Raw genomic sequence first — 12,838 nt, 5'->3', positions numbered from 1 at the left:
AGTGATAAAAACTATAGGTTATGAACAATAAAAAATATAAGACTTTAAAACAGGGTATTCAATCAATCATGATTACCGTGCTATGCTTTATTTCTTGCAGCGAGCAGGAATACCTGCATCCGGATCCCACTACTTATATTCCGCAAGAACAAACATTTGACACCCCTGAACGTGTGCTGGCTTTGGTAAATGGATTATATAGGGGCATGAAAGACCAGCAATTTTATGGCGGTCGTTATTACATTTACTGCGAAGTACGAGGTGAAGAATATATTAATAGAACCGCCAATCTTTTTACAGCTTTTGATTCCTGGAATCATACCTTAAATGCCGGTTCCAACGAAGTGCAAAACCTCTGGGCTGCCGCATATCGTACCATTAATTTATGCAATGTTTTTTTACAGGGATTAGTAGACAATGCAGATAAAGTAGATCCCGAAGCAGCTACTGCATACGCTGCCGAAGCCAAATTTGTGCGGGCAGTTTCTTATTTCGCGCTGGTAACCCTATATGCAAGACCTTATATCGAGAACAATGGCAATGCGCCTGGTTTACCCTTACGTTTACTGGCCGAAACTTCCTCGGCCAACAATTCATTAGCCCGCAGTACAGTAGCCGAAGTCTATGCACAAATACTAAAAGATCTTGATGAAGCCGAAACAGGCCTGCCGTTATCCTATGATACGCCTATGCTCAATACCACGCGCGCTCACCGTAACACGGCCATTGCTTTCAAAACGCGTGTTTACCTTACGATGGGAAATTACAGTATGGTGATACAAGAAGCGCAAAAAATCGTTTCGGCCAATGCACCGTACCGAGCCGAAACAGGTGTTGCCCATGCGCTACAAGACGACGCTACTATTCCTTTTTTATCAAATAATTATACCACAACAGAATCTATCTTTAGTATGCCCATGACTGATTTAGATTCTACCACCGGTCAATCGTCCATAGGCTACAATCTCAATACCTCGCCCGGAAATTCGGAGTATAATTTAAACCCACTGGGCATCATTGCCGACACGGAGTGGCGCGAAAACGATCAACGCCGACTGTTCATTACTGGTGGAGCTACCAAGTATCTCAAAAAATACAGCAAGCCTTCTCCATTTTTAGATTATATTCCTGTGATCCGATACGCCGAAGTGTTGCTTAATTATGCCGAGGCGGCAGCGCATGTGGAAGATCTTGATAAAGCACGCGATCTGCTGACGTATGTTAGAAACCGGGCTGATGCCTCTTATCAGTTCCCAACAAGTGCCATCAACAATGTAGACGCCCTGATCCAAACGATTTTACATGAACGCCGAATTGAGTTTTTAGGTGAAGGATTGCGTTCTAATGATCTGTTGCGTACTTTGCAGACTATTCCTGCAAAGGGTACTGCTCCAGCTGTTTCACCAACAGAAGAAGCCTATATTTTTCCCTTGCCCAATTCAGAACTATTAACTAACAAAGATTTATAAACAAGAAGTACATGATGTATCTAAAAAAAACGATTACAAGGTGTTCCCTGATAACGTTGTCCCTTATCGGTGGATTGCTACCCTATCAAACCCTTCGGGCACAGAAATCGATAGCTACTCCCGTTGTAACCGGAAGTGTCTCCGATTTCATCAAAAATCTAAAAGCGTACCCCGGTTATTTTAATTTCTATTATGATGAAAAAAATGATAAGATTTACCTGGAAATAGACAAGCTAGGGACGGAATTTTTGTATTACACCTCGCTTACGGATGGGGTAGGTTCCGGCGGACCGGAAAGGGGACAGGCAACGGCAGTTATTGCTAAATTTATCCAAGTAGGTCAGAAGATCTTGCTGGTAGAGCCCAACTATGCTTACCGGGCGATAACCGATAATAAAGATGAGCAAAAAGCCGTAGAAAACGCCTTTGCTCAGTCTGTTATCTGGTCATTCAAAGTGTTGGCGGTAGCGCAGGGAAAAGTACTTATTGACCTGAGTCCGTTCTTGGTACGAGATAGTCAGAAGATAGCTTCCAGTATTGGACGTAACAACCTTCCCGGCCTCCACATCGGTGCTTCACAGCAGATGGGCCCGGCTTATAATTTTGATGAAAGCAGATCGGCCATCTATTTAGATAATACTAAAAACTTTCCAAAAAACACAGAATTCGAGGCCATCATCACTTTTACAGGAGGCAGTATTCAGGGCCGAGGGTGGGGAATGGGCCCCGGTATCGCGCCGGACCCCAATGCGGTTACCGTGAAGATGCATCAATCATTCGTGGCGCTGCCCGAAGCTGGCTATAAGCCCCGTAAATTTGATCCGCGTTCCGGTTTTAATATGTATAGCTACATGGATTTTTCTGCTTCCATGAAAGAACCCATCGTTAAACGTTTTACTCGTAGGCAACGCCTGGAGAAAAAAGACCCTACAGCCGCGCTCAGTGAGCCTGTAAAACCGATCGTGTACTATGTTGACCGTGGTGCGCCCGCACTGATCAAGAAAGCGCTCATCGAAGGCGGTGCCTGGTGGAATCAAGCTTTCGAGGCGGCCGGATATAAGAACGCCTTTCAGATAAAAGAACTGCCGGAAGGTGCCGATCCCATGGATATTCGATATAACATTGTCAATTGGATTAACCGTACCGGAAACCCCAGGGCTTTTTCAACCGGTATGTCCCATATAGATCCCCGTACCGGCGAAATTATTAAAGGTGTGGTAACATTGGGAGCAGACAGGCATCGGCAAGATTACCTGATTGTGGAAGGGCTTTTGCAGCAATATGAAGATGGAAAAGAAGTAAATGATGATATGCAGAATTTTGCGCTCGCACGTATTCGTCAGCTTTCTGCTCATGAGATTGGCCACACGCTCGGCCTATACCATAATTTTACTTCCAGCACGAAAAACAGGGCTTCGGTAATGGATTATCCCTTCCCTCGCTTTAGCATGGACAATCAAGGTAAAATAAATATAGCAGATGCCTATGCTGTAGGGATAGGTGAATGGGATAAGCGTGCCATTATCTGGGGATACCAAGACTTCCCCGAAGGAACCGATGAAAACAAGGCCCTCGATGATATTATGAAAGAAACCCTTGCTCAAGGGCATATCTTCATTCCTGATATCGGCGGTTATGTCCATCCCATCGCCAATCAATGGGATGAAGGTACCAATGCGCCTGACGAGTTAAAACACCTGTTGCAAATCAGGAATCGACTATTACAAAATTTTTCAGAGAAAGCGATTCCCGAAAATGCACCCATGGCCACCTTGGAAGAAGTATTGGTGCCTATCTACCTCCTGCATCGTTATCAGATAGAGGCCGCAGCTAAGTCTTTAGGTGGTTTGTATTTTACCCATGCCCTAAAGAATGACGGACAGGTTATTACCAAATTCATTGAACCCCAAGAACAATGGAAGGCCTTTGATGCCTTAATCAGCACAATCCAGGCGGACGCGCTTTCACTGCCGGAACAGCTGATACAGAAAATCCCGCCCCGGCCTTCGGGATATCCGCAGACGCGTGAAGTCTTTAACCGTTACACAGGCCCCACTTTTGATCCTATCGCCGCGGCAGAGACAGTGGCCAGCACAACGCTTGGTCATCTATTAGATCCTGCGCGGGCAGCTAGGTTAATTGAATACCAGGGTAGGGACTATAAGCAACCCGGTTTTATTCCCATGGTCGAAAAACTTTTAGATCTCACTTGGAAGAAAAACCTCGTTGCAGGCTATAAGGGAGAATTACAAGCCATGGTAAACAACGTTACGTTGCAGTATTTGCTACAGCTGGCAGCCGGTAAGGAGACGTCCACCGTGGTGAAAGGGCAAGCCATCTATTTGATCGAGAACCTAGCCAGCTGGATGCAAGATCATCTCAGCAATGCATCACCTGCTTACGCCTCCAATTTACGCTTTGGTTTAACTCAAATTAAGTCTTTCCGGGAAAATCCCTCAAAATTTGAAATCGAAGCTCCCATGCAAATGCCTCCCGGTGCTCCGATAGGCACGCCATCACTTCATTTTATAGACCAAATGTGTTCATTCAATTAAACGCTCAACATGAAGAAACAACAAATTAGCAAACGGGTATTCATTCAGGTCGTATTCTTTATGATACAGGTTGGATGTATAAATCCACTTTTCGCACAAAAGATCAATGCCAAGAAATTGGCTACTTTAAAAAAGGAGCTTATCCTGGAAATTGATAAAGAGCAGAAAAGGAGCCAGGAAATGGTAGATATGGTCTTTAGTTTCGGCGAATTGGGTTTTCAGGAAGAAGAAACATCCCGCTATCTAACCGGGATTCTAAAGGAAAACGGTTTTTCCATCGAGCAGGGTATTTCCGGTATTCCAACCGCCTGGCTGGCAAGATGGGGAAATGGCAAGCCCGTTATTGCTATTGGCAGTGACATTGATTGCATACCTAAAGCCTCCCAAAAGCCCGGAGTAGCCTATCACGATCCCTTAGTGGAGGGGGCACCCGGACATGGCGAAGGTCATAACTCGGGCGTTCCTTTGAATATTACCGCTGCATTAGCCCTTAAAAAAATAATGGAACGCGAACACATCAGCGGTACCTTGGTCTTATGGCCAGGGGTTGCAGAAGAGCAATTGGGCACAAAAGCCTACTACGTACGTGATGGTTATTTCAAAGATATTGACGCTTGTATCTTCACACATGTAGCAAACAACTTGGGGGTATCCTATGGCGACAGTGGCGGGAACGGCATGATTTCCGTTAAGTTCAATTTCGAAGGCGAAGCCGCTCATTCCGGCGGTGCTCCTTGGCGTGGAAAAAGTGCTTTAGACGCCGTAGAACTTATGAACGTAGGTTGGAATTACCACCGTGAACACATGGAGCCCACACAGCGTTCTCACTATGTAGTAACCGATGGCGGCGACCAACCAAATGTAGTCCCTTCTAAAGCATCGGTGTGGTATTATTTTAGAGAAAAGACCTATCCAAAGATCATGCAAATGTACGAAGATGGCATTCGGATCGGTGAGGGCGCCGCGAAAATGACCAATACCAAGATGACCTACGAAGTGTTGGGAAGCGCTTGGCCCGGACATTTCAATCAAACAATCGCCGAAACCATGTACAAGAACATTCAGGCGGTGGGTCTACCCACATGGAGCGCTCAGGATCAACAACTCGCCAAAGCGATACAAAAAGAACTCGGAGTTAAAGAAGAAGGAATGAACGTAGAATTAAGTAAACTCGGTATTCCCAATGCCAATCCATCCCTCATGGGTGGGGGTTCTGATGACATTGCAGACATTGCTTGGAATGTGCCAACCGTGGTGTTGCGTTACCCCTCCAATATTCCCGGTTTACCGGGCCATCATTGGGCTAACGCCATTGCCATGGCAACGCCTATTGCACATAAAGGTGTTATCGCCGGGGCAAAAGTGGAAGCCCTTACGCTACTAGACATGCTAGTAGACCCACAAATTATCAAAGATGCCTGGACGTATTTCAATGAGGTGCAGACGAAAGAAGTAAAATACACCCCTTTAGTTTCAGAAAAAGATAAGCCTGCCACCTATCTGAATAAGAAAATAATGGAGGAATTCCGTCCGCTCATGAAGAAATATTATTATGATCCCGGCAAATACGGCACTTATCTTGAACAATTAGGAATTAGTTACCCTACAGTAAGATAAAGTAGTTAATAAGGAGGCTGACCTGTGATAAAGGCAGTCTCCTTACACCAAAGCAGTCATTGGATTTGTAGTCCGTTAAAGGCTGTTTTTGACATTTAAGGAAATAAGATAAATTTTCAGAATTGGTCAGTCCTGAAAGTATATTTTAATCTGTTGAGCATACTGGGGGTGATCCGTTATCATCAAATCGATAATTAGCTATTGTCGATTAATTGGTTTACATTTACTACTAGCAGAAATACCTTGATGTTAATATTAGAAATAAATGTTGCTAAAAATAACTAGAAAAGAGAAAATCTTTCAACCTGATTCCCGTCGGGTTATCGCAAAATTTCTATTTGCAGGTAACGAACGAGCGAAACGTCTCATCTTGTCGATTCTCGATCTTAGTTATGAGCAGCAAGAAGAGCAATTTAATCGATTAATTCACAAATATACCAGAAGGCATCGGAATATTAGAAAGGTGCTTACTAGTCATTTCAATCGTCTAATACCACTGATAGAAGAGGTGAAAGTTGATCCAAAAAGCTTACGTACCCATCTGCAATTACTCATAGGTGCCTATTTTACCATGGAGTATTCCATTGAGGCGGCCGCTTTTTTTAACCCGTCTATAGTGGAACATCCAGACCAGACTCGGCTTCTTTCCGGACAAAAAAGAATTATAATCAGCTTCCGCGCAACAGGAGAGGGACATATTTCATCCATTGTTTTCAGAGAGGGGGTGTTGGATCTCAATCATGATATTACGATTTATCAACCAGGTAAGATGTTAGAAGTGCCGGCTCATGTGAAGAATTACATATACCATAAAAAATCGTTTCTACGAAAGTTGAGAGAGATGTGCGATGAAAGTGGGCATCATGATGTTACTGCTTACCAGGCTATAAACGGTGCGCTTTCCGATACTTTTACCTATGAAGAATTGAAGACCTCGTTGCAAAAGGTACAGGCCGAATTGCAGAATAAACAGGAAAACATCTTGTTCTTACAGGAGGTAAAATGGCTTGCTTCTTCTAATTATGAGATGACGTTTGCCTCCGATACCTCACTTAGTGAACGTGTTATCTTCCCCATAGCAGATACCGAAAGAAACGGCATTGAAGATGCGCGGTTTGTGCGTTTCGTAGCCGAAAATGGGGAGATAACTTATTATGCCACTTATACCGCTTATGATGGGACTGCCATATTGCCGAAACTGCTAATGACCCATGATTTCTTACATTTCACTGTGATGCCTATACACGGTTATATAGCTCAAAACAAGGGTATGGCTTTATTCCCTCGACAGATCAACGGTCGTTACGTTATGCTTTGCAGAATCGATGGTGTCAACAATTATATCGCCTATTCCGATAATATCAATGTTTGGCGTGAAGCAACATTATTACAAAAGCCAGAATACCCCTGGGAGTTGGTGCAAATCGGAAACTGCGGTTCACCTTTAGAAACAGAGGCGGGATGGCTCGTGCTTACCCATGGAGTTGGTCCCATGCGCGAGTATGTGCTGAGCATATCTTTGTTGGATATTAATAATCCTGAGAAGGAAATTGGACGTTTACCGGAACCGATACTTATTCCAAATGCTCGAGAACGTGAAGGTTATGTGCCGAATGTCGTTTATTCCTGCGGCGCCTACATTCACGAAGGTGAACTCGTTATTCCCTACGCCATGTCCGACTATGCTTCAACCTATGCAACGATCAATCTGCGGCAACTTTTAATGACAATCCAGCAGACCAACCGAGTCGAGAAATAAGTTATAATTCAATTGCAGTACTTGCAAACCGAGGTGTTATCAAGAAATAACCGCTTTACGTATGTCATTCGTACGATCTCCATTTTCGATAAATTTTCCATATGGCTTTTCAAATGTGTATTGAACTGCGAGATAGGAAATGATATAGGCAATCGTACTTTCCGCTCCTTGGTTTCGGTTTACACCGTCAGGTTGCAAACCGTCACAACAGCCATGAGTTTCGAAATCATAAAGACTGATACGGAGATCGTTCTCACCCAAAAACCACATAAAAGAGGTATACAGCAAATTAAGGTAGCGAGTTTCGCCGCAATAATTATAAGCTTGAAGGTATAACAGTACCATCGCCATTGCATCGATAGGCTGTTGAGAAAAAGTTGACGGTTTATCGGTTTGCCTATACCAATTTTGGTTACCGATTAAGCTCAAGTGACCCTTCGTTAACGTATGTGATTCTAAAAAAGCCATGCTTTCAAAAGCTGTTTCCTCAAATCTTTTATCGGCCGTTATTTCGACAGCATAGAACATCGCTAGCGGAAGTAACCCGTTATCGTATGCTAATAGGGATTCGTACCAATGCCAACCCTCTTCGCGATGAATTTGATACGCGTCGTGCAAACGAATCGCTAATTTCCGTATCAACTCAATCATTCCCTCATCAGTAGGATTATCCTGAAGATAATAATAAAGACCTATTATAGTATTGGCGATACTTCGAATCGATTGTAATTTTTCAAATTGAGGCATCGCATTAAAAAAAAGTTGACGTGCTATTTGATAATAAGCATCGATCGGTGAATGAGCTATAGCATATCCCAAGGCCCATATAGCTCGTCCGAAAGCATCTTCCGAGCTTACTTCATCCAAAAAAATGCGATTAAACCCCATAAAGTTGCGGAAACTACCGTCTGAATTCTGTGCATAATTAATATAGCCGAGGTAAATTGCAATGCATCTTATCGTTTTTTCGCTTTTAGTGCGTTTATAGGCCATTAACATCATAAGCAATGCCCGCGCATTGTCGTCCAGGCAGTATCCTTCGTTGTAATTGGGAATGCCATAAGTGGCATGTTGAAAAATTCCCGTACTGTCTGTTAATCGTTCGATGTGATCGAAACGCAGAGGCGGTAATATATTTAAATCCAATGCAGGATCCTTCTTAATAATCAATTTTGGCGTATTATCTACCAAATAATTAGCCAATTTGTAATATTCATTGCCGGTTTTGGCCCAGGTGATACCTTTCCCGTATTCCGTTGCGTGATGTCGCATTGCCTCCAATTTTTCAGGGTGAGCAAGTAGGTCAATCAATAAATTTGATAATTCGTCGTTATCATTAAAGTTGAATAATCTACCTCGTCCCCCAGCCAGCAGTTCAACAGCATGCCAATAAGGTGTGGATATGACAGCAGAACCGACGCCAACCGCATAAGATAAGGTTCCACTGGTTATCTGCGCTTCATGTAGATAGGGAGTTAGATAAATATCCGAGGCACCGAGATATTTAAATAAGTCATCCTGCGAAGCATACTGGTTTAAGAATATAACATGATCTTCCAGATTAAGCTTTTTAACAAGCCGGTGCAAAAACAATCTATATTCTTCACCTGCATGTTTTACAACGTTAGGGTGTGTTTTACCCAGTATGATATAGACTGTGTTTGGATATTTTTTAACTACCGCTGATAATGCACTTATAGCGGTTTCGATTCCTTTGTTTCGACCGATAAATCCAAATGTTAGCAACACAGATTTATCTTCAAGTCCCAGTTGCTGTCTCACTTCGGTTTTATCGTATCTGATACCGGGCACACCATGGGGTATCATATGTATTTTTTCTAAAGGCACATCGTATACGTCCTGAAGCATGCTTACCGCTTTATTAGCCATGACAACTACTTTTTGTGCCGTTCTCACGATCTCCTTCAAAATCATTGACTCATTATAAGATGGCTTCTTTAAAACCGTATGAAATGTAGTTATCACAGGTATGGAAAGGTTGTGGAGAAGGCTTAAAATAAATACACCATTTTGTCCGCCAAAAATGCCGAACTCATGTTGTACAATGCAAACATCAACACCATTATTGTTGATAAAATCAGCAGCCTTCAGATAACTGTCATGATTTTCCTGTTCAATGACGAATTTCACTTCCTGCGGATAGGTATAGACATTATCCGGGTCATTAATGGCTATTACCAAGTTTTCAGATGCTTCAGAAGACGCTAAATTACGAATGCTTTCGAATAAATTTTGCGAGAATGATCCAATGCCACACCTTCTCGGTGCGTAAGTGCCTACAAATGCGATTTTCATGTCGTTGATTGACCAGTTACTCTTGTTATAGTAGATAAGTCAAAAAATCCTTATTTGTTTGCTTCCGGTCAATTTGATGTTACTTTACTATTCTGATAGGCACCCACTATGCCATGTAGTTTAAAGTTATATTAGAATCTTGGGACCTATGAACTTCCCGGAACCGGTAGGAATTATTAAAGAATGTTATTGACAGATAAAGCATAACCCTTTTTAGAGATGTGAGTTAATCTGTTAATTGAGCATCTCTCATAAAAACAGAAAACAGGTATGCTAAGACAGTCTTTCATATAATATTTGCTTAATTTGTTGTTTTCAATGCAGTGCAATGGATAAACAAACAACTGAAAAATCGAAGGAATGGAAACAATTTCGTCCTTATTTTGTAAGACGGGAAGTTCCTGCCAAAACTATTCTTTTACAGGAAGGGCAAATCTCTAAAACAATGTTTTTCATCGAAAAGGGTTGTTTACGAACCTGGATAAATAATGACGGTAAAGAAATAACCACCCAGTTTTTCTTTGAAGGCGATAGTATTTCCTCCATCGAAAGTTTCAGGACAAAGCAACCAAGTCTGTACAGTATTGAAAGCATAGAAACCTGTATTTTGCAAACCCTTTCCCGAAAGGATTTTCAAAATGTACTAGAGAAGTCCCCGGAATTAAAGAAGGATTTCGAAGAACATTTGTTCAGAAGGCTGTTCCAAGCCCAGAAATTGCTTTATTCTTATCTCAAAAATAATCCGCAGAAACGCTACAAAGAACTGATTGAACAATATCCACATATTGTTCAGCGCGTTCCGCAGCATTATATAGCTTCTTATCTGGGTGTCACATCCGTTTCCCTGAGTCGGATCCGAAACAGGAGATAAACTTTATTAACAATTGTTATCGTCTCAAGGCCAATTGCATTCTCAATTTTGCAGTGAACTAAACAAGATAAAATGAGAACGACAATTGTATTCAATCACCCATATGAAGGAAGTTACTGCAACGCCATTTTAGACGCCGTAACCAGAGGTCTTCAAAAGACGGGTCATGAAGTTGACCTGATGCATCTTGACAGTGACAGATTCAATCCTGCAATGTCAAAGGATGACCTTCAAGCATTTGTAAAACACCAGGCGGTTGATCCACAGGTAATCGATTATCAGGAAAGGCTGAAAAAGGCCGATCACCTGATTTTTATATTTCCCATTTGGTGGGACATCATGCCTGCTACCACCAAGGGATTTATTGACAGGGTATTGTCTCCGGGAGTTGCATATGACCATCATCCAAGAGGCTTTGGATTAATTCCGCTTTTGAAAAATTTAAAGAGCATCACCGTCATCAGCACGATGAATAAACCCAAAATAATGTATGCTCTGCTCCTGGGGAATTTAATCCGTAAAGTAATGATAAGAAGTATGTTTAAAACAATGGGATATAAAAACTCGCGTTGGATAAGTTTTACATCGGTAAAAAGCGTGAGCCGCGAAAAGCGGATAAAATGGCTTGCCAATCTTGAAAATAGGTTTTCAAAATTCAATTAATTAAAATCTCATGCTTTATTTTTCATTATTTTTCGGCCATCACTAAATAGAAGCCTCAAGTGACGGATATAACACATTTTCATCAAAACTGAAGTCGAAGGCTGCAGTTAGTAGATCCTAAAAAACTAGGCATTTAACGTTTGTAGGTATTTAGGAAATTTCCTAAATTTGTAAAATGGAATTATTGGAAGTCATCAAGTCTCTATCGAACGAGACACGTTTAAACATTCTTAAATGGTTGAAAGATCCTTATGCACATTTTCCTGAAGAGGAGCTTAGTGAAAAAACACCCGAATTGGGCGTATGTGTATCCGATATCGCTAAAAAAGCAGGAATGTCGGTGCCTACAGTTTCTGAATATTTAAAAACCATGTCGGCCGCTAATGTTTTGATTGCTACAAGAAACGGCCAATGGACATATTATAAAAGGAATGAGCAATTAATCCAGGATTTAGCGATGCATATAAAAGATACACTCTAAAAATTTTTAATATAGAATTTAGGTATTTACCTAATTAACTAAATGTAATATGAAAGCAGCAATATTAAAGGAGTTCGGGCCGGTTGAAAATTTTGAAATTGTAGAAATACCGGTGCCGAAACCTGGGTTCAGGGAAGTGTTAGTCAAGGTATTTGCAACTTCGGTAAATCCTTTAGATTACCAAGTACGTCGCGGTGATTATAAAAATGAATTGGACTTACCTGTCATCACAGGCCATGATATCTCCGGTGAAATAGTGGAACTCGGTGCAGGAGTAGAAAATTCTAAAATCGGTGATGAAGTCTATTATACCCCCGAAATTTTTAAGGGACAGGGAAGTTACGCGCAGTATCACTGTGCTCACGAGTCTATCATCGGACGAAAACCAAAAAACATTAGCCATCTCGAAGCTGCAACACTTCCTTTAGCCGCGGGCACAGCTTGGGAGATGCTGGTTACAAGAGCGCAACTAAAAATCAACCAGTCTATTTTGATTCATGGGGGTGCCGGTGGTGTAGGAATACCAACTATTCAAATTGCAAAAGCTATGGGAGGAACTGTCTTTACTACCGCACGAAAAGTCCATCATAAATTTCTTATTGAACTGGGGGCTGACTATGTAATTGATTATGAAAATGAAAACTATATCCATGCTATTCAGCAATTGACAGGTAATAAAGGAGTTGACGTAATTATTGATACCATTGGAGGAAATACGCTCGCTGACAGTGGGAAGATTCTCAGTCAAATGGGGCAGGTAGTTACATTGGTTGATATTGAAAAACCCCAGAATCTTATCGACGCCTGGGGGAAAAATGCCACCTACCATTTTGTCTTTACCCGACAGAATAGAAATAAACTGGATGAATTAACCCAATTGGTCGAAAATGGAAAACTGAAGCCGGTTTTAAACAAGGTCTTTTCATTGTCGGAGATAGGTAAGGCTCATCGTTTATTGGAGACCAAAACCGGTGATGAAAATTTTTATGGTAAAATTGGAATAGATATGGAGTAAATGTCATTGTCGAAAATTTTGTTTCACAGCCTTTTATTTATAAAATAGGGGAGGGCAAATGATGGTTCTATTTAAGGACGCTTATGTTCTGC

9 protein-coding genes are annotated in these 12,838 nt (G+C 41.8%); 8 read left to right on the top strand and 1 reads right to left on the bottom strand.

The window, feature by feature from the left end; all coding sequences use genetic code 11:
* Positions 1-20: 20 nt before the first annotated feature.
* The 4 genes from RYH73_RS11425 (at position 21) to RYH73_RS11410 (ending at position 7,400) form a co-directional block, all read left to right on the top strand.
* Entirely contained in the window at positions 21-1,469 is a 1,449-nt protein-coding gene (locus tag RYH73_RS11425; protein WP_335313562.1) for a RagB/SusD family nutrient uptake outer membrane protein, read from the top strand.
* Positions 1,470-1,480: 11 nt separating this feature from the next.
* The gene (locus RYH73_RS11420; protein WP_335313561.1) at positions 1,481-4,024 is read left to right on the top strand and encodes a zinc-dependent metalloprotease; all 2,544 of its coding nucleotides are present in this window, start codon (positions 1,481-1,483) and stop codon (positions 4,022-4,024) included.
* A 9-nt stretch (positions 4,025-4,033) separates the two neighbouring features.
* On the top strand, positions 4,034-5,641 hold the full coding sequence (locus tag RYH73_RS11415; protein WP_335313560.1) for an amidohydrolase: 1,608 nt from the start codon (positions 4,034-4,036) through the stop codon (positions 5,639-5,641).
* Positions 5,642-5,906: 265 nt separating this feature from the next.
* Positions 5,907-7,400 carry a glycoside hydrolase family 130 protein gene (locus RYH73_RS11410; RefSeq protein WP_335313559.1) on the top strand — a complete coding sequence of 498 codons (1,494 nt, stop codon included), beginning with the start codon at positions 5,907-5,909 and terminating at the stop codon, positions 7,398-7,400.
* 39 nt (positions 7,401-7,439) lie between these two features.
* Here RYH73_RS11410 and RYH73_RS11405 read toward each other — a convergent pair whose 3' ends face one another.
* Complete coding sequence (locus RYH73_RS11405; RefSeq protein ID WP_335313558.1) at positions 7,440-9,716, bottom strand: glycosyltransferase family 4 protein; 2,277 nt, start codon at positions 9,714-9,716, stop codon at positions 7,440-7,442.
* Between the two features lie 328 nt (positions 9,717-10,044).
* On the opposite strand from RYH73_RS11405, the gene RYH73_RS11400 reads away from it, so the two are divergent.
* The 4 genes from RYH73_RS11400 to RYH73_RS11385 all read left to right on the top strand — a co-directional run bounded on the left by RYH73_RS11400 (position 10,045) and on the right by RYH73_RS11385 (position 12,746).
* Positions 10,045-10,587 (top strand): Crp/Fnr family transcriptional regulator, encoded by a 543-nt coding sequence (locus RYH73_RS11400; protein ID WP_335313557.1) that lies wholly within the window; start codon positions 10,045-10,047, stop codon positions 10,585-10,587.
* A 72-nt stretch (positions 10,588-10,659) separates the two neighbouring features.
* Positions 10,660-11,250, top strand: coding sequence for an NAD(P)H-dependent oxidoreductase (locus RYH73_RS11395; RefSeq protein WP_335313556.1), 591 nt, complete (start codon positions 10,660-10,662; stop codon positions 11,248-11,250).
* A gap of 175 nt (positions 11,251-11,425) precedes the next feature.
* On the top strand, positions 11,426-11,731 hold the full coding sequence (locus RYH73_RS11390) for an ArsR/SmtB family transcription factor (protein ID WP_335313555.1): 306 nt from the start codon (positions 11,426-11,428) through the stop codon (positions 11,729-11,731).
* Between the two features lie 49 nt (positions 11,732-11,780).
* Positions 11,781-12,746 (top strand): zinc-dependent alcohol dehydrogenase family protein, encoded by a 966-nt coding sequence (locus RYH73_RS11385; RefSeq protein ID WP_335313554.1) that lies wholly within the window; start codon positions 11,781-11,783, stop codon positions 12,744-12,746.
* Positions 12,747-12,838 lie beyond the last annotated feature (92 nt).

The organism is Olivibacter sp. CPCC 100613 (assembly GCF_036959255.1).
Taxonomy (GTDB): Bacteria; Bacteroidota; Bacteroidia; order Sphingobacteriales; family Sphingobacteriaceae; genus Olivibacter.
The sequence above is the reverse complement of the archived record's forward strand: the minus strand, read 5'-3'. Positions and strand labels throughout refer to the sequence as shown.